Origin of the sequence: Streptomyces sp. NPDC059866 (assembly GCF_042731325.1) — a bacterium.
Lineage (GTDB): Bacteria > Actinomycetota > Actinomycetes > Streptomycetales > Streptomycetaceae > Streptomyces > Streptomyces flavusporus.
In genome coordinates, this window is sequence record NZ_JBHWJT010000002.1 from 335092 (window position 1) to 358932 (window position 23841).

The 23841-nt window shown below is 68.2% G+C and carries 26 protein-coding genes and 1 pseudogene; 18 read left to right on the forward strand and 9 right to left on the reverse strand.

Features of this window, described 5'->3' with window-relative positions; translation table 11 throughout:
* Positions 1-38: 38 nt before the first annotated feature.
* Positions 39-695, forward strand: coding sequence for a phosphatidylserine decarboxylase (locus tag ACFV7R_RS03765; protein WP_224737432.1), 657 nt, complete (start codon positions 39-41; stop codon positions 693-695).
* Positions 696-753: 58 nt separating this feature from the next.
* Positions 754-1536, forward strand: coding sequence for a CDP-diacylglycerol--serine O-phosphatidyltransferase (gene pssA / locus ACFV7R_RS03770; RefSeq protein WP_385259748.1), 783 nt, complete (start codon positions 754-756; stop codon positions 1534-1536).
* A 292-nt stretch (positions 1537-1828) separates the two neighbouring features.
* Here pssA and ACFV7R_RS03775 read toward each other — a convergent pair whose 3' ends face one another.
* The gene (locus tag ACFV7R_RS03775) at positions 1829-2965 is read right to left on the reverse strand and encodes a glycerate kinase (RefSeq protein WP_385259750.1); all 1137 of its coding nucleotides are present in this window, start codon (positions 2963-2965) and stop codon (positions 1829-1831) included.
* A 180-nt stretch (positions 2966-3145) separates the two neighbouring features.
* On the opposite strand from ACFV7R_RS03775, the gene ACFV7R_RS03780 reads away from it, so the two are divergent.
* Both ACFV7R_RS03780 and ACFV7R_RS03785 read left to right on the forward strand, forming a co-directional pair.
* A complete protein-coding gene (locus ACFV7R_RS03780) occupies positions 3146-4246 on the forward strand; it encodes an ADP-ribosylglycohydrolase family protein (RefSeq protein WP_385259483.1) in 1101 nt (366 codons plus the stop codon).
* A gap of 24 nt (positions 4247-4270) precedes the next feature.
* Positions 4271-4762: an NUDIX domain-containing protein gene (locus ACFV7R_RS03785; protein WP_385259485.1), complete on the forward strand. Its 492-nt coding sequence runs from the start codon at positions 4271-4273 to the stop codon at positions 4760-4762.
* A gap of 21 nt (positions 4763-4783) precedes the next feature.
* Here the strand turns inward: ACFV7R_RS03785 and ACFV7R_RS03790 are convergent, their stop codons facing one another.
* A complete protein-coding gene (locus ACFV7R_RS03790) occupies positions 4784-4984 on the reverse strand; it encodes a type II toxin-antitoxin system VapB family antitoxin (protein WP_129800309.1) in 201 nt (66 codons plus the stop codon).
* Between the two features lie 290 nt (positions 4985-5274).
* On the opposite strand from ACFV7R_RS03790, the gene ACFV7R_RS03795 reads away from it, so the two are divergent.
* Together ACFV7R_RS03795 and ACFV7R_RS03800 are read left to right on the forward strand one after the other, a co-directional pair.
* A complete protein-coding gene (locus ACFV7R_RS03795; protein WP_385259488.1) occupies positions 5275-6084 on the forward strand; it encodes an SGNH/GDSL hydrolase family protein in 810 nt (269 codons plus the stop codon).
* A gap of 144 nt (positions 6085-6228) precedes the next feature.
* Positions 6229-6963 (forward strand): NAD-dependent deacetylase, encoded by a 735-nt coding sequence (locus tag ACFV7R_RS03800; RefSeq protein ID WP_385259489.1) that lies wholly within the window; start codon positions 6229-6231, stop codon positions 6961-6963.
* A 34-nt stretch (positions 6964-6997) separates the two neighbouring features.
* Here the strand turns inward: ACFV7R_RS03800 and ACFV7R_RS03805 are convergent, their stop codons facing one another.
* Positions 6998-7690 carry a lysophospholipid acyltransferase family protein gene (locus ACFV7R_RS03805; protein WP_385259753.1) on the reverse strand — a complete coding sequence of 231 codons (693 nt, stop codon included), beginning with the start codon at positions 7688-7690 and terminating at the stop codon, positions 6998-7000.
* Between the two features lie 154 nt (positions 7691-7844).
* Positions 7845-8234: a VOC family protein gene (locus tag ACFV7R_RS03810; protein WP_385259492.1), complete on the reverse strand. Its 390-nt coding sequence runs from the start codon at positions 8232-8234 to the stop codon at positions 7845-7847.
* A 194-nt stretch (positions 8235-8428) separates the two neighbouring features.
* Between ACFV7R_RS03810 and ACFV7R_RS03815 the strand changes: the two genes are divergently transcribed.
* The 4 genes from ACFV7R_RS03815 (at position 8429) to ACFV7R_RS03830 (ending at position 12477) form a co-directional block, all read left to right on the forward strand.
* Positions 8429-9316 carry a LysR family transcriptional regulator gene (locus ACFV7R_RS03815; RefSeq protein ID WP_385259495.1) on the forward strand — a complete coding sequence of 296 codons (888 nt, stop codon included), beginning with the start codon at positions 8429-8431 and terminating at the stop codon, positions 9314-9316.
* Between the two features lie 266 nt (positions 9317-9582).
* On the forward strand, positions 9583-9819 hold the full coding sequence (locus ACFV7R_RS03820) for a hypothetical protein (protein ID WP_385259498.1): 237 nt from the start codon (positions 9583-9585) through the stop codon (positions 9817-9819).
* Entirely contained in the window at positions 9819-10130 is a 312-nt protein-coding gene (locus ACFV7R_RS03825) for a hypothetical protein (protein WP_385259501.1), read from the forward strand. Before ACFV7R_RS03820 ends, ACFV7R_RS03825 begins: the two co-directional genes overlap by 1 nt.
* Positions 10131-11841: 1711 nt before the next feature.
* The gene (locus ACFV7R_RS03830) at positions 11842-12477 is read left to right on the forward strand and encodes a Sir2 family NAD-dependent protein deacetylase (protein WP_385259504.1); all 636 of its coding nucleotides are present in this window, start codon (positions 11842-11844) and stop codon (positions 12475-12477) included.
* On the opposite strand, the gene ACFV7R_RS03835 is transcribed toward ACFV7R_RS03830, so the two are convergent.
* Positions 12366-12887 (reverse strand): ATP-binding protein, encoded by a 522-nt coding sequence (locus tag ACFV7R_RS03835; RefSeq protein WP_385259507.1) that lies wholly within the window; start codon positions 12885-12887, stop codon positions 12366-12368. The two genes, ACFV7R_RS03830 and ACFV7R_RS03835, sit on opposite strands and share 112 nt — an antisense overlap.
* A 351-nt stretch (positions 12888-13238) precedes the next feature.
* On the opposite strand from ACFV7R_RS03835, the gene ACFV7R_RS03840 reads away from it, so the two are divergent.
* From ACFV7R_RS03840 to ACFV7R_RS03865, 6 genes and pseudogenes are all read left to right on the forward strand, one after another.
* On the forward strand, positions 13239-14210 hold the full coding sequence (locus ACFV7R_RS03840; protein ID WP_385259509.1) for an ABC transporter ATP-binding protein: 972 nt from the start codon (positions 13239-13241) through the stop codon (positions 14208-14210).
* Entirely contained in the window at positions 14207-15058 is an 852-nt protein-coding gene (locus tag ACFV7R_RS03845) for an ABC transporter permease (protein ID WP_385259512.1), read from the forward strand. Before ACFV7R_RS03840 ends, ACFV7R_RS03845 begins: the two co-directional genes overlap by 4 nt.
* A pseudogene (locus ACFV7R_RS03850) lies at positions 15059-15166 on the forward strand (NAD-dependent deacetylase); the annotation flags it as partial.
* Positions 15167-15320: 154 nt separating this feature from the next.
* Positions 15321-17621, forward strand: coding sequence for a PEP-utilizing enzyme (locus ACFV7R_RS03855; protein ID WP_385259514.1), 2301 nt, complete (start codon positions 15321-15323; stop codon positions 17619-17621).
* Positions 17618-18220, forward strand: coding sequence for a gamma-glutamyl-gamma-aminobutyrate hydrolase family protein (locus tag ACFV7R_RS03860; RefSeq protein ID WP_385259516.1), 603 nt, complete (start codon positions 17618-17620; stop codon positions 18218-18220). Before ACFV7R_RS03855 ends, ACFV7R_RS03860 begins: the two co-directional genes overlap by 4 nt.
* The gene (locus ACFV7R_RS03865) at positions 18217-18984 is read left to right on the forward strand and encodes an NTP transferase domain-containing protein (protein WP_385259518.1); all 768 of its coding nucleotides are present in this window, start codon (positions 18217-18219) and stop codon (positions 18982-18984) included. The genes ACFV7R_RS03860 and ACFV7R_RS03865 overlap by 4 nt, the downstream gene beginning before the upstream one ends.
* Here the strand turns inward: ACFV7R_RS03865 and ACFV7R_RS03870 are convergent.
* Positions 18906-19628, reverse strand: coding sequence for a (d)CMP kinase (locus ACFV7R_RS03870; protein ID WP_385259521.1), 723 nt, complete (start codon positions 19626-19628; stop codon positions 18906-18908). The two genes, ACFV7R_RS03865 and ACFV7R_RS03870, sit on opposite strands and share 79 nt — an antisense overlap.
* A gap of 40 nt (positions 19629-19668) precedes the next feature.
* Positions 19669-20487, reverse strand: coding sequence for a hypothetical protein (locus ACFV7R_RS03875; RefSeq protein ID WP_385259524.1), 819 nt, complete (start codon positions 20485-20487; stop codon positions 19669-19671).
* Between the two features lie 193 nt (positions 20488-20680).
* Between ACFV7R_RS03875 and ACFV7R_RS03880 the strand changes: the two genes are divergently transcribed.
* Both ACFV7R_RS03880 and ACFV7R_RS03885 read left to right on the forward strand, forming a co-directional pair.
* Complete coding sequence (locus ACFV7R_RS03880) at positions 20681-21364, forward strand: HAD family hydrolase (protein WP_385259525.1); 684 nt, start codon at positions 20681-20683, stop codon at positions 21362-21364.
* 60 nt (positions 21365-21424) lie between these two features.
* Positions 21425-21808, forward strand: a complete 384-nt coding sequence (locus ACFV7R_RS03885; protein ID WP_385259527.1) for a hypothetical protein — start codon at positions 21425-21427, stop codon at positions 21806-21808.
* Between the two features lie 61 nt (positions 21809-21869).
* Here the strand turns inward: ACFV7R_RS03885 and ACFV7R_RS03890 are convergent, their stop codons facing one another.
* On the reverse strand, positions 21870-22352 hold the full coding sequence (locus ACFV7R_RS03890) for a methylated-DNA--[protein]-cysteine S-methyltransferase (protein ID WP_385259529.1): 483 nt from the start codon (positions 22350-22352) through the stop codon (positions 21870-21872).
* A gap of 9 nt (positions 22353-22361) precedes the next feature.
* Complete coding sequence (locus ACFV7R_RS03895; RefSeq protein WP_385259532.1) at positions 22362-23837, reverse strand: DNA-3-methyladenine glycosylase 2 family protein; 1476 nt, start codon at positions 23835-23837, stop codon at positions 22362-22364.
* Between the last annotated feature and the right edge of the window lie 4 nt (positions 23838-23841).

The following is a 23841-nucleotide window of genomic DNA, read 5'->3' on the forward strand; positions in this document are numbered from 1 at the left end:
CGTTCAGAGCGCGGCATCATCCGCTACGAAGGTCATCCATGCCCCACAGCCAAACCTCTGCACCACGCGACAGCCTGGTCGGCACACGCCTCGCGCGCGGAGCATCGCCGTGGCTCCTCCCGACCGTCGCCACCGCAGCCCTCAGCCTGGCCCGCGCACGCCGCTCCGGTGCCGCCAAGGCCGTCGCCGTCCCCGCCACCGCGCTCGCGGCGGGGATGCTGTGGTTCTTCCGCGACCCCGAGCGCGAGATCACCCAGGGCCGGGTGATCTCGCCCGCCGACGGCGTGGTGCAGAGCATCATGCCGTGGAAGGACGGACGTACCCGCGTCGCGATCTTCATGAGCCCGCTCAACGTGCACGTCAACCGCGCTCCGCTGGCCGGCACCGTGACGTCGGTCGAGCACGTCCCGGGCGGATTCGTTCCTGCTTTCAACAAGGAGAGCGAGAACAACGAGCGGGTCGTCTGGCACTTCGACACCGAGCTCGGTGACATCGAGATGATCCAGATCGCCGGCGCGGTCGCCCGCCGTATCGTCCCCTACATCCCGCAGGGCACCAAGGTCGAGCAGGGCGAGCGGATCGGCCTGATCCGTTTCGGCTCGCGCGTCGACCTGTACCTGCCCGAGGGCGTCGAGGTCGCGGTCGAGGTCGGCCAGAAGACCGTGGCTGGGGTGACTCGAATTGACCGTGATTGACCCTGATACGCAGTCGGGCTGGGTCCCGGAGGCGGTGGAGGACGACGAAGAGGAGGAGATGCCCCTCTCTCTGCGCCTCTCGATAGCCGACACCCTCACGCTCGGCAACGCCACGTGCGGCTTCATGGCGGTGTACTTCACCACCACCGGCATCCTGATCCCGCACCTCACCGGCAGCCAGGAGACCGGCATGGCCCGCCACAGCGCGGCCACGGCGGTCATCCTCATGCTCTGCGCGGCGGTCTTCGACCTGTTCGACGGCCTGGTGGCACGCAAACTGCGCTCCTCCCCCATGGGCGCGGAGCTGGACAACCTCTCGGACCTGATCAGCTTCGGCCTGGCTCCGGCGTACTTCGTCCTCGTCTACGGCATGGTCGCGGACGACGCGCACCAGCGGGTGGCCGCGGTCGGGGCGATCGTCGTGCTCCTGGCGGTGGTCCTGAGGCTGGCGAGATTCTCCTGCGTGACGATGAAGGACGGCATGTTCCAGGGCATGCCGAGCCCCTTCGGCGCACTGACGGTCGTCGCGATCGTGCTGCTGGAGCTGCCCTTCGTGGCGACCCTGCTGGCGATCCTGGGCACCGCGTGGCTGATGGTGAGCCGGGTGGAGTACCCGAAGCCGCGGGGCCGCCTCGCCGGTGCGATGCTCGGCTGGATCGTGATGAGCATGGGCCTGCTGGTCGCCTGGGCCTTCGGCGCCCCCAGCGGCCAGCTCCTCCTCCAGACGGGCTGCGCGCTGCAGCTGGTCATGGGCGCGGTGATCCCGCTGTTCGCCACGGCCCGCCGGGTGAACAACTTCCGCGACAACCGACGTGAGGCGCGGGCGGCGCAGCTGCCGTAGCGCTGGCGCTTGGCTTGGGCCCCGGACCGGGTTGGGTTCGGGGCCCTTCGCTTTCTTGGGGCCCGGCGTCGGTGCGGGCACTGCTGGGGGCTCCGCCCCCAGACCCCCGGCCATCGCCCACCCGCCATCCGACTCGGTCGGGCGAGAGGCTGGTCCAGGGTGTAGCCCCCCGGCCGGGCCCAAGGGGCGCAGCCCGGCGGGGTCCGAGGGGCGCAGCCCCTGGCGGGTCCAAGGGGCGCAGCCCTTGGGGATGGGAACGGGTAAGGGCGGCGGGGGCGAGAAAAGTCCCGCCTCAGCCCAAGTAGTCCCGCGCGATCCGCTCCGCCACCCGCTCCAGGATCGGCCCCGCCTCCGCGATGCACTTCGCCACGTCCGGCTCGACCTCCGTCAGCGGGTACGCCCGCCGGATCCCGGCCCGGCCCAACGCCTGAGGCGGCAGCGCAAGACGCCCGCACACCGCGACGACCTCCTTGCCCGCGGCCCGCGCAGCAGCCGCGACCCCCGCCGGAGCCTTGCCGTGCAGGGTCTGCTCGTCCAGCGAGCCCTCACCGGTGATCACCAGATCGGCCCGGGACAGCGCGGGGGCGAAGCCCAGGACGTCGAGCATCACCTCGATGCCGGCGCGGAAGCGGGCTCCGATGATCAGGGCGCCGTACCCGATACCGCCCGCCGCGCCGGCCCCCGGCGACGCGGCGTACTCCCCGGCCTTCGGCCCGATGGCCTCCTCCAGCACCTTCGCGAAGTGCGCGAGCGCCGCGTCCAGCGTCGCCACGTCGTCCGGCGAGGCGCCCTTCTGCGGCCCGTACACGGCCGGCGCGCCCTTCGGCCCGGTCAGCGGGTTGTCCACGTCGCTGGCGAGGACGAACTCGATGTCCGCCAGCCGCGGGTCAAGGCCGGACAGATCCGCGGACGCGAGGTCGGCCAGCCCTCCGCCGCCCGGCGTCACCGGCTCCCCCTCCGCCGTCAGGAACCGCGCCCCCAGCGCGGCCAGCATCCCCGCACCGCCGTCGGTCGTCGCGCTCCCCCCGACCCCGAACACGATCGTCCGCGCCCCCGCGTCGAGCGCGGCCCGCAGCAACTCCCCCGACCCGTAGGTGGACGCCGTGAGCGGCGCGAAGACCCCGGCCGGCAGCCGCTGCAGCCCGCTCGCCTCGGCCATCTCCACGACGGCGGTGTCGCCGCGCAGCGCAAAGGCGGCGGTCACCTCGTCGCCGAGCGGCCCCGCAACCCGTACCGCACGCCGCTCGAACCCGGCCGCGACCGCCGCGGCCACGGTTCCGTCGCCGCCGTCGGCCACCGGGAGCGCCTCCACGTCGACGTCCGGTACGACGCGACGCAGTCCGGCCGTCACCCGCTCGGCGACCTCCACGGCCGTCAGCGACCCCTTGAACTTGTCCGCGGCGATGAGCACCCGACGGGCGCCGTCCACAGCGTCAGCCACCTTGTCTTCCCCTTGCTCTCCGGGGCCCCCGCATGTCAGGGCCAGTCGCGCCGCTGCGACCCTAACCGCAGCACAGCCCCGCCGTCATGCCCCGACCGGCCCGTGGAACACCCTGGAAAGCCCCTGAGAACCGCCTGTGACGGCCGCGGAATCGGGTAAACCCTTCCTATGACCCCTGTGGGCACCGAGCCAGAGCTCGCCGACCGCATCCTCGGGGGCTGGCTGGGCCGGATCGCCGGGAACATGCTGGGCAAACCGGTCGAGCAGGGCGATCTGTGGACGCGCGACCGCATCGACCGCTACCTGCGCCAGGCCTCCGCCCTGCCCCTCACCGACTACCTCCCCGAGCCGCCCCCCGACGGCGACAGCCCCCAGCTGCGCCCGGAGTGGCGCCAGTGCGTCCGCGGCCGCATCCACGGCAGCTGCCGCGACGACGACGTCGACTACGCCGTCCTCGGCCTGGACCTGCTGGAAACCCACGGCTTCGACTTCAGCACCGAGCAGGTCGGCGACCTGTGGCTGCTGCGGCTGCCGTACCTGCAGACGTTCACGGCGGAGCGGGCGGCCTACCGCAACCTCGCCAACGGACTCAAGCCGCCGCTCACGGCGACGTACGACAACCCGTACCAGGAGTGGATCGGCGCCCTCATCCGCGCCGACATCTACGGCTGGACCTGCCCGGGCGCCCCGTCCCGCGCCGCCTCGCTGGCCCGCCGGGACGCGGTGCTGTCGCACACCGGCAACGGGGTGTACGGGGCGATGTGGGCGGCGGCGCTGATCTCGGCCGCGTTCACGGCGCCCACCGTCCGGCACGCCGTGGACGAGGCGCTCGCGGTCATCCCCGCGAGCAGCCGGCTGGCCCGCACGGTGCGCCGCGTCGCCTCGCTCCACGAGACCCGGTTGCCCTGGGAGGACACGCTGACGACGCTGGCCGAGGAGACCGCCGGGCTCGGCTGGATCCACGCCGTCCCGAACGCGGCGGTGCTCACCGCGGGGCTGCTGTACGGCGACGGCGACTTCACCCGCACCATCACACTCACCGTCCGCGGCGGCCTGGACACCGACTCCAACGGCGCCACCGCCGGTTCGGTGGCCGGTGTCCTGACCGGTGCGGAGGCGATCCCGGCCCAGTGGAAGGACCCGCTGGAGGACACGGTGCGCAGCGCGGTGTTCGGCTTCGACGGGGTACGGATCAGCGAGCTGGCGGAGCGGACCCTGCGACTGGTCCGGACGGAGGCCGACCACGCCGTCCAGCAGGACAGGCCCTGAGCCCGCCCTGGTTACCCTTCCTGGATGACCACTGCTGACTTCGCCACGTACATCGCGGGCCTGCCCCGCGTCCTCGCCGGTGCCGCCGCGCTCTTCCGCGACACCGAGGGCCGGGTACTGCTCGTCGAGCCCAACTACCGTGACGGCTGGGCACTTCCGGGCGGCACGATCGAGTCCGACGACGGCGAAACCCCGCGCCAGGGCGCGCGCCGGGAGACCGCCGAGGAGATCGGCCTGGACCGGGAGCTCGGGCGGCTGCTCGCCGTGGACTGGGTGCACGGGACGGCCCGGCCGCCGCTGGTGGCGTATCTGTACGACGGCGGGGTGCTCGGCGAGGAGGACCTCAAGGCGATCCGGTTGCAGGAGGAGGAACTGCTGTCCTGGCGACTCGTACCGCGCGAGGACCTCACCGACTTCCTGCCCGGCGCCCTGGGCCGCCGCGTGCTGACCGCACTCGACGTCCTCTCGGACGGTTCGGGGACGGCCGAGCTGGAGAACGGCCACCGCGTGGGCTGACCGGGCGAGGGCCGGACGGGTTCATCCCTCCACGTCGCGAGGCTTGGCATCCACCTCACGCAGCGCCTCGTCACGCTCGGCGACCCGGGCCTCCGTACGGTGGCCGCGCTCGACGTAGTCCCGCAGCACGAGCTCGACGGCATCCTGGGGATTGCCGACGCCCGCCAGCACCATGGCTTCCACGACAAGTTCGGCGTCGAGCGTGACATTGACCTTGGCCATGCGCGGACCCTAACACCAGCGCCCCGCCGGGACTCGATTGTTCGTTCGCCGCCCCCGTCTCGGAACACCCGGGAGCAGCCGTGACACAGACGCATCCGAACGGCTGACGGCCCCCCGGGTGACGTCCACCCGTACGGCGCCATACCGCTACGCCGCCGGCTCCGGCCGACGGATGCCTGATACCGCGGCGCTTCACAAACGGCACGATCGCAGACCCTTGTCAACACGGCCGAGCAGCCGGAACGACCACGGCAGGCAGGGTCGGTCGCGCGCTGCGATAAAGGAATTCCATGAGACAGTCCCGAATCGCGGCATGTACCTCAGCCCTCCTCTTCGCCACTGCCTGCACCGTCGCCGGACCCACGACGGCCCGAGCGGCGCCGCACACGGCAGCCACGGACTATGTGGCTCTGGGGGACTCCTACTCCGCCGGCGTCGGAGCCGGCGACTACCTCTCCTCCAGCCCCGGCTGCCAACGCAGCAGCAGGTCCTATGCCGCCCTGTGGACTGCAGCCCACGCACCCTCGTCCTTCAGCTTCACCGCGTGCAACGGCGCCCGGACCAGCGACGTCATGGCACTCCAGCTCGGTCCGCTCACACCGCGTACCGACCTGGTCAGCATCACCGTCGGCGGCAGCGACGCGGGCTTCGGACCCGTCATGACGACGTGCGTACTGCGCGGCACCACCACCTGCCTGTCCGCCCTCGCCGACGCACGCGCCACCATGGACGGCTCCCTCCCGGGCAACCTCGACCGCCTGTACTCAGCCATCACCAGGAGGGCACCCGCCGCCCACGTGGTGGTCCTCGGCTATCCGCACCTGTATCAACTCCACGGCACCTGCCGGGCGGGCTTCCCGGACACGGTGCGCTCCGCCCTCAACGACGCCGTGGACCACCTCAACCGCGTGATCGCCAAACGCGCCGCCGATCACGGGTTCACGTTCGCCGACGTCCGTACCGCCTTCACCGGCCACGAAATCTGCTCGCCCAACCCGTGGCTGCGCAGCATCCACTTGCTGGCACCCACCGAGTCCTACCACCCCACGGCATCCGGCCAGTCCCTCGGCTACCTCCCCGTCCTGGCCGCCGTAACCTGAGGCACCACCCAGGAGGGGCGGTGACGGGACCGCGCGCTCGACCACTCCCCCAGGCCGATACAACCTGTTCACGCTGCTGCACATCTGCCCGGGTGCGCCGGATATCGGTTCGCCCCGAGCGGGCAGGCGCCCTACTCTCGGCCCATGAACAGGCCACTCGTCGCCATCCTCAGTGGCGCAGGTATCTCCACCGATTCCGGAATCCCGGACTACCGCGGGCCGAACGGGCTGTGGCGGCGGGATCCCGAGGCCGAGAAGCTTGTGACGTACGAGTACTACATGGGCGATCCGGAGATCCGCCGACGGTCGTGGCAGATGCGGCGCAAGAACCGGACGCTGCGGGCCGAGCCGAACGCCGCCCACCGGGCGGTGGCCGAGCTGGAGCGGGCCGGGGTGCCGGTGCGGGTGATCACGCAGAACGTGGACGGGCTGCACCAGCTGGCCGGGATACCCGCCCGCAAGGTGCTGGAGCTGCACGGCACCGCCCGTAGTGTCGTCTGCACGAAGTGCCATGCTCGAGGTCCCATGGAAGACGCCCTCGCCCGGGTCGAGGCCGGTGAGGACGACCCGCCCTGCCTGGAGTGCGGCGGCATCCTGAAGTCGGCGACGGTGATGTTCGGGGAGCGGCTCGACCCCGTGGTGCTGGGCGAGGCCGTCGCGATCACCAAGGCCTGCCAGGTCTTCATCGCCGTCGGGACCAGTCTCCAGGTACAGCCCGCCGCCGGCCTCGCGGGGGTCGCCGCCGACCACGGGGCCCGGCTGATCATCGTCAACGCCGAGCCCACACCGTACGACGAACACGCCGACGAGGTGGTACGGGAACCGATCGGGACGGCCCTCCCTGCACTGCTGCACCAACTCACCGCGGAGAGTGGCTAATAGTTCCGACAGGCCGGATGATCCGTGCGCCACCTCATCCCCGCCGCCCCTTCGCCTGTCCGGCCTTTACGTCGGCCGCGTACCGATCCACGTACTCCTGGCCAGACAGCCGCAAGATCACGTACGTGATCTCGTCGGTGACGGCCCGCAGCACCGTCTTCTGGTGCGCCATCCCTGCAAAGCGCGAGAAGTCCAGCGGTTCCCCGAAACGGATCGCGACCGGCCGGAGCCTCGGCAGGACACGTCCCGGAGGCCAGATCTCGAAGGTCCCCACCATCGCGCACGGAATCACCGGAACCTGCGCAGCCAGTGCGATCACTGCCACCCCGACCTTGCCCTTGTACAGTCGGCCGTCGGGGGAACGCGTGCCCTCCGGATAGATCGCGAGTACCTCTCCCCTCGCCAGTACCCCCAGCCCCTCCCGGATCGCCCCCTCCCCCGCGCCCCTGCCCGACCTGTCCACCGAAATCTGCCCGGCACCGCGGAGAACCAGCGCGGTCAATCGGCCCCTGAGACCCGGTGCCGTGAAGTACTCCGCCTTGGCCAGGAACGTGATGCGCCGTTTCAGGACGCCGGGCATGAGGAGGGGGTCCGCGAAGGACAGGTGATTCCCGGCAATGATCGCCGCGCCCTCCGCCGGAACGTGCTCGAGTCCCTCGGCCCGCGGCCGGAACAGCAGCCGAAGCAACGGCCCCAGAAGGATGTGCTTGAGCACGTAATAGAACATAAGACGGCTCCCAACTGCCGAAGCCCAGTGGCATCCGGCACGAAGTCCCACAGAGGCGATCACACCCAGGGAGGTCTGCCATCGGCGGGACCGCGGTGGACGGATCCGAGCGTTTTGTGTCACCCCGCGGCGACATCCCAGCGAGCGCAACTTCTCATGCGTCCTGCGGATACCAGCGCAGTTCCACGGTGTTGCCGTCCGGGTCCTGCACATAGAGGGAGACCGCGGTGCCCCGGGCGCCGAAGCGCTCGCCGGGACCGTCCAGCACCGTGAAGACGCCGGAATCGATGACCTGCTGCCAGTCGAGCGGCTCGACCACCAGGCAGATGTGGTCGACATTGGAGCCCTCCGTCCGCTCGGCGGGCGCCTTGACGAGGTCGATGATGCTGGTGGGGCTCACCCGCACGGACGGGAAGGGAGCCTTGCCGGCCCGCCACTCCTCCACCCGCACCGGCTGCAGGCCCAGAGGGCCGGTGTAGAAGGCGAGCGAGCGCTCGATGTCGGCGACGTTGAGGACGAGGTGGTCGAAGGCGATCACGCGCATGGGTGTCTCCGCGGGGTCGGGGCGCCCGGGGCGCCGGTGGCGGTACGACGGGGCGGACGGCTCCGGACCTCGTCGGTCCGCGGCGGCTGGTCGCCGGCTGCCGTGGCCTGCCCCGGATTTGAGCATGACCGAGCAGGCATCCATTGGTCCAACGCATGTTTGTCATCTGATCCATCGCGTTCCACGATGGATCAATGGATCTCCAGCAGATGCGTTACGTCCTCGCAGTGGCGGAGACTGCCAGCTTCACCCGCGCCGCCGAGCAGTGCCACATCGTCCAGTCCGCGCTCAGCCACCAAGTGGCCCGGCTGGAGAGGGAGCTGGGCGCCCGGCTGTTCGATCGGACCAGCCGCCGGGTGCGGCTGACGACCGCCGGGGAGGCGTTCCTGCCCGCCGCCCGCCAGGCCTTGGAAGCGGCCGAGCGGGCCCGGGCGGAGGTGGCGGCGGCCACCGGCGAGATACGGGGCAAACTGACCGTCGGATCGATCCCCACCGTGTCGGCCGTCGACCTTCCCGCGGTGCTCCGTGACTACCGCCTGCGCTACCCCCAGGTACGGATCAGTCTCCGGGCGGGCTCCAGCGAGCGGCTCGTCGAGCAGGTGCGCGACGGCAGACTGGACGCGGCATTCCTCGGGCTGCAGCCCGGATTCCGGCTGGAGGGCGTGCGTGACAAGGAACTTGCCCACGGGCAGCATGTCGCGGTGGTCGCCCCGGACCACCCGCTGGCCACGGAACACGAGGTGGACCTTCGCCTCCTCGCCGACGAGGTGTTTGTGGACTTCGCCGACGGCAGCGCCGCCCGCGCCCAGTCTGACCAGGCGTTCGCGGCGGTCGGCCTGCGGCGCGAGGTCGCCTTCGAGGTGTCCGGCGTCGAGCTCATGGTCCGGATGGTCCGCCACGGATTGGGCATCGCCCTGCTGCCCGCGACGTTCACCACCGAACTGCACGGGCTGCAATGTGTGCCGATCACCAACGGGCCGATACGGGAGGAGCGCCTGATCTGGAGCCGGTTCACCCCCTCACCCGCGGCCTCCGCTTTCCTCTCCCTGCTGGGCGTCTGCATGCCGTCCCCGACGGCCTGACCCGCCTTGGGGCGTCCAGCGGGTCGGTCGCCGGTATCGCCTGGCAGGAGATCGGCGGACAGCCCGGCATCCTCGACGACATCACCGACACCATCCGCGAACAGGCGGACTCCCCGCTCAGCCCGATCGCCCCCGAGAGCCTGCCGTGGCGCCTCGGCGGCGACCCCGACAACACATCCAGGGGGCCCATCGCCATCCAGGTTCGACGCGGCGCGGAAGTCCTCGGCTATGACCCCGACCATCTCACCGATCAGCAACGCGGCACGGTGGAGGAAGCTCTGCAGGAGCTCGCACAGAACATCTTCATCGCCTCCGAGTACCTGGCCCAGCTCAAGGCGGAGAGCGAACTCGCCGACGTGCCTGCGGAGGAGATGACACCGGCCCAGTACCAGGAGCTCGCCGCGCGCTACAACGGCGGTCCGTACTGGCAGACCGACGACGCCCAGTCCTACGGGCGTGGTTTCACGAACAACCTGGACGACGCAAGGAACGCACTGCGCTGATGACCAGCCCTTCCCACGTGGACGACGACCGTGGCTGCCTCCGCCTGGTCCTCGTCGTACCACTCGCTCTGCTGACCCTCATCGCTGGGTACTTCTGCTGGACGGCACTGACCATCCGCCCGTCCGGCACCTGGGACGACGAGGCGTACGCCGGCATCGTTCTGTCGTGCGTTCTCACTATCGGAGCCGCCGGTGCGGCGGGAGCGTTGTGGCTGCTTCCGTCGGTGCGACGGGTCATGGCCTGGTGGTGGGTGGCCCCAGCTCTGTTGTTGGGAGTGGTCGCGGCGGTGCGATGGGTGATGGCCGGTTAGCCGGCTGTCGCCATCGCAGCGTCCACCTGCAGATCTGCTTCTCCCGCAGCTGCTCCCGTCAAGGTATCGGTCGCGCTCAGGTCCTACTATTCGTCCAATGCAGCGCGGTCACCCGCAACGAGATCTCTGCCGTTTGTGCGGTGACATGCGATGCTCAGCAAGCGCGGGCTACTGGAAGGCGCATCAAGGCTTTCCGGATTGCCTGGCCTCGCGGCACACGCACTGTTCCCGGCTCGCACAACCGCATCGTTCAACGTGCTGTCGCTGACGTGGAACGTCTGCTGATCCCCAGCTCGCACAACCGGTCCATTGAGAACTGCGTTGCGCAAATCAACCGTTTGCCCGTCACCCGCGGTCAGCTGAAGACCATAGATGACTGCCCCTCTGAGATCTACTCTCGTCGGCTCAGTGGCAGTGTTCCTCGACCTAGGGTCAACTCCGTGGAGCTGGCGCACCCTCTCCTCTGCTACGGAAGCGTCATCGCCGTTAATCGCAGCGAGTGCCCGGACGACAGATGTCACGCTGTTTTGCTTTGCATGAGTACCAGCGACGACGCGTCGAACGGTCTCAGGACTGATGTCCATACTCTGAGGGTCCGCCAGGACAGCTGCACTGATACTCCTCACCGAGGGGCGGCCGGCAGCTTCGTACAGCCGCCTGATCTCGGACGTCAACTGCGACGACGAAGTAGTGGCTGCCGGCTGCGATGAGCTCGAGGGTACGGAGCTGTTCGCCCGTTCGGACCGATGCGTATCAGGTTCAGGTTCACCGGACTCGGCGATATCGAGGTCCGATCCAGCCGTGCCCGACCCCTGGGGGACAGGCGCCTCCAGACTAAGTGCTGCCTCGACCTCAAGCCGCTTGTCCATCCACCTCGGGATCGCCGCTTCACCCTTTGGGTCCCAAGCCAACACCATGGCCCGGAGCACCGTCTGCGACGGCAAGCGCCTCGCGCTCAAGGCCGCATAGATGCTGGATCGACCTACCCCGTACTCGGCAACGACATGATCCACTCGGAGAGGCCTCAACCTCCCGTCTCTGGACCTTCGAGGCGGTGCCGAGTCTCGCAGTCTGCGCAGGTCAGCAGCGAAGGCCTCAAGTGGTTTGGACGGATCTAAAGGACGTGAACGGCGCACCGAGTTACTCCTTGGTAAGTCCCTCTTAGTCTCGCTTAGGACCACAGTAGCGACTCCAGCTCTGCAGGGTGATGAGGTTCATGTTGCTCGCCCATCACGTGGCGGCGAATTGACGGATTGACCAGCAGAAAGGAGGAGTTGAAGTGTCGTTCGATGACCACGTCGGCGGTGATGGCCTTAACGACGTTGAAAGCGAGTCGGGTTGGCGACGTGTGGCGTTCCCGGTACCCCCGGTAGGCAAGCTGGTAAGGGGAAGCGGAATCACGTCGAGGCTGGGCACTTGTACAGGTTCTGGCCTTGCCGGCTGGGTTGCGACCGGCCACACGCATGGTGACGTCACCTGGGCAACTGTGATCCTCGCGCTTGCAGTGATCGCCGCAGATGCAGTCCGGGCGCCTAGGTGCACCTGCTCAGCGCCGCTAAGTCGGAACTAGCCGGGGAGGAACGGGTGGCGGTGTTCGTGCGGGGTCAGTGCCCACACGAACACCGCCACCCGCCTCTTGGGCAAAAAGCCTGCGCGCATCACCAACGGCGGAGTACATCCGTCGCCTGGCCAAGAGGTGTTACATCCACCAGTGCCTTGCGATTCCGGAATCCCGGACTACCGCGGGCCGAACGGGCTGTGGCGGCGGGATCCCGAGGCCGAGAAGCTTGTGACGTACGAGTACTACATGGGCGATCCGGAGATCCGCCGACGGTCGTGGCAGATGCGGCGCAAGAACCGGACGCTGCGGGCCGAGCCGAACGCCGCCCACCGGGCGGTGGCCGAGCTGGAGCGGGCCGGGGTGCCGGTGCGGGTGATCACGCAGAACGTGGACGGGCTGCACCAGCTGGCCGGGATACCCGCCCGCAAGGTGCTGGAGCTGCACGGCACCGCCCGTAGTGTCGTCTGCACGAAGTGCCATGCTCGAGGTCCCATGGAAGACGCCCTCGCCCGGGTCGAGGCCGGTGAGGACGACCCGCCCTGCCTGGAGTGCGGCGGCATCCTGAAGTCGGCGACGGTGATGTTCGGGGAGCGGCTGATCCGCATCCCCCGCGGCGTACACGAGCAGCACGGGGTACGCGGCGTCGCGGGGAAGACCGTCCTGGGGGGCGGACCTCAGCTCTTGACGGCCTCTGCGATGTGCAGGGCGGCCTGGGCGGGCGTGAGGTGCGTGGTGTCGACGACCTCGGCCTCGCCGTGCAGCCACGTGCGGGCCGCCTCGGCGTAGGGCTCGAGGTATTTGAGGCGGAATGGGGAGGGGCCAAGAACAGTGTCCCCCTCGATGCGCCCCCGCAGGGTGTCCTGGTCGGCGTGGAGGACGAAGTGCCGGACCGGAATGTCATGTTGGGCGAGGCCCGTGCTGATCTCGCGCCAGTACTGCTCGACCAGGACAGTCATGGGCATCACCAGAGTGCCGCCGGTGTAGTCGAGTACGCGGCGGGCGGTCTCGACGACGAGCTGCCGCCACGGCGGCCAGTGCTGGAAGTTGTCCGTCCCGGGCAGCCCCGGCGTGATGTCCATGAGTGTCTCGCCGACCTTCTCGGCATCGAACACCCGTGAATCCGGGATCAGTTGCTGCACCAGTGGACTGGTCGTCGTCTTGCCTGCGCCGTGGGTGCCGTTGAGCCATACGATCACGGGAGCCGACGCTAGTGCATTGACCGCACAGGTTCGCCGCGTTGGGCCGTTCAAGGCCATGATGACGAGCGGCCGGCCTCCCATCGGATGCCTTGCCCGCTACGGACCTTGGCGCCTTCGCATCGCCGGCACGGCACCAGGCTGTGACCGGGAAGGTTCGCCGGGTCGGTGGAACAGCATGAAGCATCTGAACCGTTCGGTAATGTGTTCGCCCGGAGAGGGCCCGAACGGCTGCTGCCGGGCGGCAACGGCAGCCACAGTCGTAGACACGTCCCATGACCACGGGCGTCGGCACGGCCTCCGGCCCCTGATCCCAGAGGACGGACCACGAGAAGGACGGGGGAAACACCGATGACGACCGCTCATGCCCTGTCCGGGGCTGGGAGCAGCCCACCGTCGGACAGCGACACGGTCATCGAAGTACGGGATCTGCGGATGCGCTACCGCAGCCAGGACGTACTGAAGGGGGTCGGCTTCACGGCCCGGCGAGGCGAAGTCGTCGTGCTGCTCGGCCCGAACGGCGCGGGCAAGACGACCACCATCGAGGTCCTGGAAGGCTTCCGGATGCGCTCGGCCGGTGACGTGACCGTCCTCGGCACCGATCCGGCTCGCGGGGACGAGCGGTGGCGTGCGCGCCTGGGCATCGTGTTGCAGTCCTGGCGCGACCACGGCAAGTGGCGGGTGCGGGAACTGCTGGCCCATCTTGGCTCGTACTACGCGCCGTACTCCACCACCCTCGTACGGCGGCCGTGGGACGTCGACGAGCTCATCGCCGCCGTGGGGCTGACCGAGCAAGCGGACAAACGGATCGGAACCCTGTCCGGCGGGCAGCGCAGGCGTTTCGACGTGGCCGTCGGCATCGTGGGCCGACCCGAGCTGCTGTTCCTGGACGAGCCGACGGCCGGTCTGGACCCGGAGGCCAGGAGCGAGTTCCACGGCCTGGTACGCGGGCTCGCGGACGAGAACACCACCGTTTTGCTGACCACGCACGACCTCGCCGAGGCGGAGAAGCTCGCCGACCGGATCCTCATTCTGGCCGGTGGCCGGATCGTGGCCGACGGCGCGGCCGAGGAGCTGTCCCGGCAGGCATCGGCCGAGGCCACCGTGCGCTGGACGCGGGACGGACAGCACTTCGAGGAGGCGACGGCCGAGCCCACCCGGTTCGTCCGTCGGCTGTTCGAGGAGCACGGCGAGGCGATCGGAGGGCTGGAGGTGCGCCGGGCGAGCCTGGAAGACACCTACCTGACGATGGTGCGGGAACTGGAGGCGGGGAGCGTCCCCGGCGAGCGGGCGGCACACACTTTCGGGGAGGAATCGCGGTGAGTCCGGTGTGGTACGCGGCGAAAGCAGGGGTGCGGCGCGGCTGGACGGAACTTCGGCAGACCTTCACCACCGGCCAGGACGTGTTCGGGTACGTGCTCTGGACGGTCCTGCTCATCGTGCCGCTGTTCCTGGTCCGGGACGATCCGCTCAAGGGCGCCGGCATCTCGGCCGGCGCGTTCATGCTGCCGAGCATGCTGGGGATGACGCTCGCGTTCACCGGGATGATGACCACGGCGCAGCTGCTCGCGACCGAGCGCGAGGATGGCACCCTGCTGCGGGCCAAGGCCGTGCCCCACGGCATGGTCGGCCACCTGGTCGGCAAGATCATCATGGTGTCGGGGACGGCTCTCGTCTCCATGGCACTCCCCTTTGCCGTTGGCGTGTTCCTGATGGACGGGGTTGCCCGGCAAGGCGGCGGAGCGTTGCTGACGCTGGTGTGGGTGGTGCCGCTGGGTCTCCTGGCAACCCTGCCGATGGGCGCCGTCATCGGCTCACTCGTCGACAGTCCGCGCACCATCGGTTTGCTGATGCTTCCGGTGATGGGACTCGTCGTGATCTCCGGGATCTACTTCCCCCTGTCGAAGCTGCCCGAGTGGCTGCAGACCGTCGGGCAGATCTTCCCCGTGTACTGGCTCGGCCTCGGTCTCCGGGCCGCGTTGCTGCCGGCCGAAGCGGTCGCCGCCGAGATCGGCGAATCCTGGCGGCACCTGGAGACAGCAGGCGTGCTGGGTGCCTGGGCGGTCGCCGGGCTGCTCCTCGCACCGTCCGTCCTGCGCAGGATGGCCCGCCGCGAGTCCGGAGCCGCGATGGCGGAACGGCACCGGAAGGCGATGCAGCGGGTCGGTTAGTGTCAGGTGTTCATCGCCGTCGGCACCAGTCTCCCGGTCCAGCCCGCCGCCGGGCTCGCGGGGGTCGCCGCCGACCACGGGGCCCGGCTGATCATCGTCAACGCCGAGCGACTGATGCTCGTGGGATTCCCGTCGTCCGGGAGGTGTTCATTGCTCGGCCCCGGGACGCCCTGGCCGAAGCGGCACCGATGACGGAGTTCCCGCGGCGGCGTATAGTGCCGGATTTACCAGGCACGGTCTCTCCGGCCCAAGGAGCGCGCCAGTGACAGCACGGGTGAGGTTGGGAACCAAAGCGGAAAGCCTCAGCCGTGTATCCCCCCTGCTGCGCAGCGGCCGTGTAATGCCTCTCCGGTATTTCACGGTGGCCGAGTGGCGTGCGCAGCGGGATGAAATCGCCAGCAGCATCGTCAATTCAACAGGATTCGATCAGCCGCTCATAGTCCGGAGCAGCGCCCGATGCGAAGACTCCGCGCAGTACTCTGCGGCCGGCCATTTCCTGTCCGTCGCCGGTGTGCAAGGCAGCCAGGCGCTGAGGCAGGCGGTCGACTCGGTGATCGCCTCGTACCAATCGTCGCTGGACGACGATCAGGTTCTTGTCCAGCCCGAGGCCAGGACGTTGACCGCTTGCGGCGTGGCGGCTTCGTGCGACCCCAGTACGGGTGGCCCGTACTACGTGGTGAACTGGACTGACAGTGCCGAGACCTTCGCCGTGACCGCTGGTGCCGACGCCGCGCTCCGTACCTGGTACCGGGTATCACACGGTCCGGCCGCGGCTCCTCCTGAAGGGTTCCTCGAGAAGGTCGTCGTCCTGCTGTCGGAGCTGGAGGTACTCACGGGCCTTCCGCATTTACAGGTCGAGTTCGGTATCGACAACACGGGCGAGCCGATCCTCTTTCAGGTCCGACGACTCACGAACGTTCCTTCAGGCATATCCTTCGAACGTCACCGCACTGCCTTGCGTATCGTCGACCAGCAGCTCCGTGATCGCTCTCCCAACGTCTACGGGGTCATGCCGGACTGGAATCCGGCTGAGATCATCGGGATACGCCCGCGCCCGCTGGCTCTCTCCCTTTACCGGGCCCTCCTGACCGACCGGGCCTGGTCCGTCGCACGCGGCCGCTACGGTTATCGCGTCGTCGATCGGTCGCCTGTGCTCGTGGACTTCGCGGGCGCACCCTATGTGGACTGCCGAGCGAGTTTCACGTCGCTCGTCCCCGCGGATCTCGATGGGGACCTCGCGGGCCGGCTTGTCGAGTACTACCTCCACCGGCTCGCCTCCTGTCCTCATCTGCACGACAAGGTCGAGTTCGACATCGCGTTCACCTGCTACACCTTCGACCTCGACACACGACTGAGGAGATTACGCTCGGCGGGGTTCGACACCGATGACTGCCGCGCCCTTTCACACAGCCTGCGCAGCCTCACCCGTAAACTCCTGACGGGTCCCGGACCTTGGCAGGAGGATCAGTGGAGCATTCGCGAACTCGCGCGCCGGCGCCGCGACACCGCTGATGAGTCGCCCTCCCCCGCATCTCGTATGAAGCGACTGTTGCACGACTGCATGCGCTACGGCACGGTCTCGTTCGCGGGGCTCGCACGGTCCGCCTTCGTCGCGACGGAACTGCTGACCAGTCTGGTGCGTACGGCTGTCATCACCCCCGCGGAGCGGCAGGCGTTCGCAGGAGGGCTGCAGACCGTCGCCGCAAAGATGTCACGGGACTTCCACCGGATGGCCAAGGAAGACTTCCTGCTGCTCTACGGGCATCTGCGGCCGGGCACGTACGACATTCTCTCACCGCGGTACGACGAGGCGCCCAATGCCTACTTCAGTTGGCAGCAAGGTGAAACACCGGCTTCGCAGCGTTCCGAATTCCGTCCGTCAGCCCTGCAGACTGATCAGTTGACGACCAAGCTCAAGGAAGCGGACTTTCCGGTCACCCCGGAGCAGTTCTTCTCCTTTCTGGCCAGAGCCATCACAGCTCGCGAACTTGCCAAGTTTGAGTTCACCCACAACCTCAGTGATGCACTGCTTGCCCTCAGACTCCTGGGTGAGCAGGCAGACGTCGATACGGATGACCTGTCCTACGTGGACTACTCCACAATCACGCAGCTGACGGATGACTCCGCCCTGAACGCGGCTCTGCTCCGCCGGGCGGCCGAAGAGGGCAGGGCCGCACACCGGACCACCGAGTCCCTCTCGCTGCCTCCACTGATCGCTTCGCGGCAGGACGTCTGGAGTTTCGAGATGCCGCCCACTCAACCAAACTTCGTCACCCAGCGCAGGGTGTTGGCGCCAGTGGCGAGGGTGACCGACGGTGAGCCCGTCGAAGGCTGCATAGCCTTCCTGGTGAGCGCCGACCCCGGCTACGACTGGCTCTTCACCCGGGGGATCGCCGGCCTGGTCACGTGCTACGGAGGCGTCAATTCTCATATGGCGGTCCGTGCCCAGGAATTGAACGTACCTGCAGTCATCGGGGCAGGCGAGACGAGGTTTCACCTTTGGTCGGGTGCCTCGAGCCTGGAGATCGACTCCGTCAACATGTCCGTGCGAGTTGTAGCGTGAGGTTCGTCGGCGTCACGCAGAGGGCGCTGCCACCCACCGAATTCGGCGAAGTCCGGGATGCGCTGGACATCAGATGGCCGGCGTTCCTCGCCGCATGCGAACTGGCCGGAGTCCCCCTGCCGAACGTGCCCGACATCGCGCTCGAAACCGTCGTCGGCCTGGCTCCAGCGGGACTCGTCCTCACAGGCGGTGACGACCTGGCGGCCTACGGTGGAAACTGCCCGCAGCGCGACCTGACAGAGATCACTCTCTTGCATTGGGCTCTCTCACGGAATGTGCCGGTGATCGGGGTCTGCCGCGGCATGCAGGTGATCCTCCATGCCTTCGAAGTCGCGCTCTCCCCGGTGGACGACCACGCGGGAGTCCGTCACAGGGTTGTGGGCGAGGGGTGGGAGAGAACCGTGAACAGCTATCACCGTTGGGCCGCCACCAGCATCGAGGAGCCACTGGACGTCGTCGCACGGCACGGTCCGGTGGTCGAGGCGATCCGGCACCGGAAAGCGCCGGTGGTCGGCATGATGTGGCATCCGGAGAGGGAAAGGGTCCCGAACCCGCGGGACATCGCCCTCTTCCGGGAGATCCTCTTGGATGAGCGATGAAGGCCGTCGTCCTGGCAGCCGGTCGAGGTCATCGGTTGGGGCCGTACACGGCGGACCGGCCCAAGTGTCTGGTCGAAGTGGCCGGCGAGACGCTGCTTTCCAGGCAGATCGCTGCCCTTCGTGCCGCCGGTGCCAGTGAGTTGGCCATTGTCTCCGGCTGGCAAGGGAAAAGTCTCGAAGGCAGAGGCCTCACAGTCTTCCACAACACGCGGTGGGCGCAGTCGACGATGGTGGAATCACTGCGCTGCGCAGCGCAGTGGTTGTCCTCCACCGAGATGCTGGTCAGTTACGGGGACATTGCTTACACCTTGGATGCCGCCCGCCGACTGGCAAAAGCGGAAGGGGCTCTCGCCATTGCCTACGATCCGCACTGGCTGAGCCTGTGGGAGCGACGTTTCACCGACCCGTTCGACGACGCGGAGCGGTTCCTGCTGAACGCCGATGGCTCGGTTGCCGAGCTCGGGGGGCGGGCCGGCGGGCCGGCGGATGCGATCGGACAGTACATGGGCTTGCTGAAATTCACTCCGCACGGCTGGGCCGAGTTGGAAAGGGTGAGAAGTGAAGCACCCGTTGAAGTGGCCGCGACCCTGGACATGACGGCCCTGCTGAATCGTGTGATCCAAGCAGGGCGTGTACCGGTCGTCGCGGTCCCGGCTCCCGGTCCGTGGTGCGAGTTCGACCACCCTCACGATGTGTCGGTGGGAACGGCCATCGTGCGCAGGATCGACGAGTTGCGCCGGATTTCCGCTGGGCGGCAGATGTAGTAGTACAGGATCATCGCATCCTGGGAGGCGGAGAGACCGGCGAAGTTCTCATGGTGGATGACCTCCGCCAGGCGCCTCGATTCGTCGAGCCGACTGCGATCCCGCTCGTCCACCAGCCTCATCCCCCGGACGAAGTCTGCATATCCCAAAGCGGAGTCGGTGGACAGCGAGTGGACATCATGAAGCCGCCGATACCGGACTTCAGGCGGTGCGTCCAGAAAGAACTTCCACCTCGCATTGGGGACGATCAGGGTGTTCGCGTCGCGCCCCTCGACAACCGACGGTCGGCTCCGCGCGAGTTCTCGCTGACGTCGGAGCAGTAGGGCACGCAAGTCGGGATCCTGCGCCACCTCGGAAGTCAGCGGCAGGACGACCGGATCGGAGATGTCGTCGGTGACGTCGACATCGTCGACGTGGAGGCGCAGAGAGCCGTGCGCGGACGAGAACGTGAAACGTGAGGTACGGGCGGCCTCGCAGGCGGCCGCGGCACGCTCACGGCGCTCGACGTCGCGCACCTTCAGCGCTACGGCGCGGTACATCAGCCCTGTACTGATACACGTCCACCCGAGAAGCCGGGACAATTCAAAGGCCACCGAGCTTTTACCGGAACCTATGGGTCCGTCTATCGATACGACGTCTTCCACGTGCGCAGGGGACACGACTTCCCTCTCAAGGCCGGGGCGATCACGGATGAGCGATGCCCAAATCCACCTCCGCCTGGTCCAACCTCGAACGCACAAGGGTGGACGCGTATTGTGCGACTGACTCCAACCCCATTGTCCGGCGTATTCCGTGAGCGAGACCGAGGGACGCATTGAATGCGTCATCAAAGGTACGTATGGCGTTCTGTATGTCCAGGAAATTCGTCTCGTAAGAAGTCATGGAATAACCGATACCGGTTGTCGTGACAAGTGAGTGGATCAGCAGCGAGTTCCCTATGATGAACTGTCCGGCGAGTCGATTGTGGGTGTCGACGGCGAACTGCAGATTTGGGTAGCGGTCGCCGAAACGCTGCAGTTGCTCCACAAGGTCGAGCAGGCGGTGCCGCAAACGGTTCTCGTCATATCCCCACGAGGAGAGCACCACCGGAATGTCCAAGGAGGCCAGAATGCGCACTTCGTACCGATGTCTGATCAACTCGGAGACGAGCTCACGTTCACGAAGCATCAGGGCGTCGTAATCACCGGTGCCCGAGGTGTCACGACTTGAGGAGAATGAGGTGAACAGACCGGCCAACCGGACGACGGGCCGTTCCCCGCTCCTCCGTCCCGCGGCGAGGAGTCGTTCGAGGAAGTCCACGTTGACCACGGCCCGCTCGTTGACGTCCGAGATCAGACGGCGTTCGACACTCGGTTCGACGGTGCCGTGCGACAGGATCTCACTCGCACCGCCGGGCACCTGCAGAGCGGGCGGAAGCACAATGAACGTGTCACCGATGACGATCCGATTGTTCGCAATCAGCGAGTTTCTGGTGCTGCGCAGTGTGACCCGTTCACCGGACATTCTGATCACCGATCGCTAGTTCTCGAGCTGCGATTCCGCTCACCAGCAACACGTGCATCATTCGTCACTTCGAGCGCCTCGGGGCAAATTATCCTACAGCCCACTCGCTCGCTCTGGCGCACAAGCGATTGATCTTTCTTGGCCCCGATCCGGGCAGTGCGTCAGGAAGTCCCCTTCCTGTATCCTGCCGCGAGTGACGACAAAGGGTGTGATTTTCGATTTCGCCGGAACCCTGTTTCATCATGATCGCGAATCAGAGTGGCTGGAAGACCTGCCAGAACCGAAGGGAAACTGGGACGCGGCCGAGAAGAAGGCATTTCAGCACCGTTTCGCCACCCCTGACCGATTGAGTAAAGGCTTACCGGCGGAAGCTCGAGCGGCATGGGAGAGGCGCGACCTGCACCCCGACCTCCACAGGACCGCGTACCTCTCGCTGCTGCATGCCGCGGGAGTCGATGAGCCTGCCGTACGGCAGGCACTGTATGAACGTCTGATCGACCCGTCGTACTGGAAGCCGTACCAGGACGCGCTCCTGGCCTTACGCAAACTGGACGAGTTGAGCGTCCCGGTCACCGTGGTCAGCAACATCGCCTGGGACATCCGCCCTGTTTTCGATCTCCATTCGATGACCCATCTCGTCTCCGGCGTCCTCATGTCGTATATGGAGGGAGCCATGAAGCCCGATCCGCAGATGTTCCTCAGCGCCTGCGAAAACATGGGCATTCCCCCTCAGGACGCGCTGATGGTCGGGGACGACGAGCGTTCCGACGGAGGCGCAGCCGCCCTGGGGATCGCGGTGAGCATCGTCCCCCCGCTGCGGCCCGGCAACCGCTGTGGAGCGCTGCTGTCCGCGCTTGCCGCCCACGGGCTGGCCTGACGCGCGGAACACCGACGGCCAGTCCCTGGGCGTTCGTCGCATCAACCACAGGAGTCAGCGGTGCCCTCACGAACTTCCAAGATCGTCACGGCCGCCGGGGTGGTCCTCGGCGTCGCCACCGGGATCGTCACCAACCTGATCACCAGTCGCTGGAGCTGGTCCCTGGCCGCAACCCTGGCCGTACTGGTGGTGGTTGCCGTGGTCATCGCCCTCCGGGGCACTGGGGGCACGCAGGGCTCCGGCCAGGTCCGCGTGCGAGCTCACCGCGGCGGCTCCATCACCGACTCCGGCATCACTGTTCGCAATGGCGCCGTCGCCGAGCAGTTGGCCACCCGGCGGGGCCGCATCAGGAACTCGCCCGTCATCAGTCGCGGCGCCGATACGGCTCAGCAGGCAACGCGAGGCGGGGAAATCGAAGGCTCCCCTCTGGACGCCGGTCCATGACAGGCCCGGTCCCCATGCGACCTTGCCCGCACTGTGGGGGGCCGCGCCGGTCCCCCACTGCCTAGAACAACGCCGTCCCACGTTCGAAGTCCAGGAGACGTTGTTTGCGAGGGAGGCCGCCGCCGTAGCCGGTGAGGCTGCCGTCGGCGCCGACCACGCGGTGGCAGGGGACGATGATGCCGATGGGGTTTCTGCCGTTGGCGAGGCCGACCGCGCGGGACGCCTTGGGGTTGCCCAGGGCGTCGGCGAGTTCTCCGTACGTGCGGGTCTCGCCGTGGGGGATCTGCTGCAGCTGTTGCCAGACGGTGCGCTGGAACGGCGTGCCGTTCAGGCGTAGTTCGAGGGTGAACTCCTTCAACTCGCCCGCGAAATAGGCCTGCAGTTGCTTCTCGGCCTCCGCGAAGGGCGTGTCGTCGGGCTCACCGAAGGTCTCCTCCGGTGGGCGGTGGCGTTGGTCGGTCATGTAGAGGCCGCACAGGGCGCCGTCCTCGGCGACGAGCGTCAGCGGGCCGTACAGGCTGTCGATCACGGTGTGCTGTTTCACTGAACGTCCTTACACAGGCAGGAAGTTGATCGGGTGGCTGTCCGTCGCCCACAGGTACTGGACCGCGTAGGCCCGCCACGGTCGCCAGGACGCCGCTCGGGCGGTGAGCGCGGCGGGGGTGGACGGCAGGCCCAGCTCTCCTGCCGCGCGGCGGATGCCGAGGTCGGTGGGGAGGAAGGCGTCGGGGTCGCCGAGGGCGCGCATGGCGATGACGTCGGCCGTCCAGGGGCCGAACCCGGGGAGGGACAGGAGCCGGGCGCGGGTCTCGGGCCAGTCGCTCTCCACGCCCAAGTGGAGTGAGCCGTCGGCGAGTTGACCGATGAGCGTCGTGAAGGTCGTCCGGCGGGTGCGGGGCATCGCCAGTGACTCCGGGTTGACGGACGCCAGCGACTCGACGGACGGGAACAGGTGGGTGAGGCCGCCCTCGGGGTCGTCGACGGGTTCGCCGTGCGCGAGGACCAGGCGGGCGGCGTGGGTGCGGGCGGCGGCCGTGGAGACCTGCTGGCCCAGTACCGCCCGTACGGCGAACTCGGCCTCGTCGACGGTGCGCGGCACCCGTCGCCCCGGCGCCTTGTCCACCAGCGGCGCCAGCACCGGGTCGGTGCGCAGCTGGTCGTCGACGGCGGCCGGGTCGGCGTCCAGGTCGAGCATGCGGCGGCAGCGGCTGATGGCGACCGGCAGATCGCGCAGGTTGCTGAGGGTGAGGCGGCAGGCGATGTGGTCGGGGTTCGGGGTCAGCGCGACGATGCCGTGGCCGTACGGAAGGCGGAGCGTGCGTCGGTATGCGCCGTCGCGCCACTCCTCCACGCCCGGTACGGCGGTGGCCGCGAGGTGACCGAAGAGGTTGTCGGGGTTGAGGGGGGCGCGGAACGGGAGGCGCAGGGACAGGGCGCCGGGGGTGCCCTGAGGGCGAGGTGCTCGGGTGCGCAGCTCGCTGGGAGTCAGGGCGTACACCTCGCGGACCGTGTCGTTGAAGGTGCGGATCGAGGCGAAACCGGCGGCGAAGGCGATCTGCGCCATCGGCAGTTCGGTCGTCTCGATGAGCAGCCGGGCGGTCTGGGCGCGCTGGGCGCGGGCCAGGGCGAGCGGGCCCGCGCCCAGCTCGGCGAGCAGCTGGCGTTCGATCTGCCGGGTGCTGTAGCCGAGCCGGGCCGCGAGGCCGGGGACGCCCTCGCGGTCCACGACTCCGTCGGCGATCAGCCGCATGGCACGGGCGACCGCATCTGCGCGCTGGTTCCATTCCGGGGAGCCGGGGCTGGTGTCCGGGCGGCAGCGTTTGCACGCCCGGAAACCGGCCTGCTGGCAGGCGGCCGCGCTCGGGTGGAACACCATGTTCTGCGGCTTGGGCGGCACGACGGGGCAGCTGGGGCGGCAGTAGATCCCGGTGGTCAGGACCGCGGTGAAGAACCAGCCGTCGAAGCGGGCGTCCTTGGACTGGACGGCGCGCAGACAGCGTTCGGTGTCGGTGTGCATCCCGTTCTGCATGCGT

Bases quoted from the DNA above. Each gene is read 5' to 3' on its own strand.
- ACFV7R_RS03765 (WP_224737432.1), top strand. From the start codon at position 39: ATGCCCCACAGCCAAACCTCTGCACCACGCGACAGCCTGGTCGGCACA.
- pssA (WP_385259748.1), top strand. From the start codon at position 754: ATGCCCCTCTCTCTGCGCCTCTCGATAGCCGACACCCTCACGCTCGGC.
- ACFV7R_RS03780 (WP_385259483.1), top strand. From the start codon at position 3,146: ATGACCCCTGTGGGCACCGAGCCAGAGCTCGCCGACCGCATCCTCGGG.
- ACFV7R_RS03785 (WP_385259485.1), top strand. From the start codon at position 4,271: ATGACCACTGCTGACTTCGCCACGTACATCGCGGGCCTGCCCCGCGTC.
- ACFV7R_RS03790 (WP_129800309.1), bottom strand. From the start codon at position 4,984: ATGGCCAAGGTCAATGTCACGCTCGACGCCGAACTTGTCGTGGAAGCC.
- ACFV7R_RS03795 (WP_385259488.1), top strand. From the start codon at position 5,275: ATGAGACAGTCCCGAATCGCGGCATGTACCTCAGCCCTCCTCTTCGCC.
- ACFV7R_RS03800 (WP_385259489.1), top strand. From the start codon at position 6,229: ATGAACAGGCCACTCGTCGCCATCCTCAGTGGCGCAGGTATCTCCACC.
- ACFV7R_RS03805 (WP_385259753.1), bottom strand. From the start codon at position 7,690: ATGTTCTATTACGTGCTCAAGCACATCCTTCTGGGGCCGTTGCTTCGG.
- ACFV7R_RS03810 (WP_385259492.1), bottom strand. From the start codon at position 8,234: ATGCGCGTGATCGCCTTCGACCACCTCGTCCTCAACGTCGCCGACATC.
- ACFV7R_RS03815 (WP_385259495.1), top strand. From the start codon at position 8,429: ATGGATCTCCAGCAGATGCGTTACGTCCTCGCAGTGGCGGAGACTGCC.
- ACFV7R_RS03825 (WP_385259501.1), top strand. From the start codon at position 9,819: ATGACCAGCCCTTCCCACGTGGACGACGACCGTGGCTGCCTCCGCCTG.
- ACFV7R_RS03840 (WP_385259509.1), top strand. From the start codon at position 13,239: ATGACGACCGCTCATGCCCTGTCCGGGGCTGGGAGCAGCCCACCGTCG.
- ACFV7R_RS03865 (WP_385259518.1), top strand. From the start codon at position 18,217: ATGAAGGCCGTCGTCCTGGCAGCCGGTCGAGGTCATCGGTTGGGGCCG.
- ACFV7R_RS03875 (WP_385259524.1), bottom strand. From the start codon at position 20,487: ATGTCCGGTGAACGGGTCACACTGCGCAGCACCAGAAACTCGCTGATT.
- ACFV7R_RS03895 (WP_385259532.1), bottom strand. From the start codon at position 23,837: ATGCAGAACGGGATGCACACCGACACCGAACGCTGTCTGCGCGCCGTC.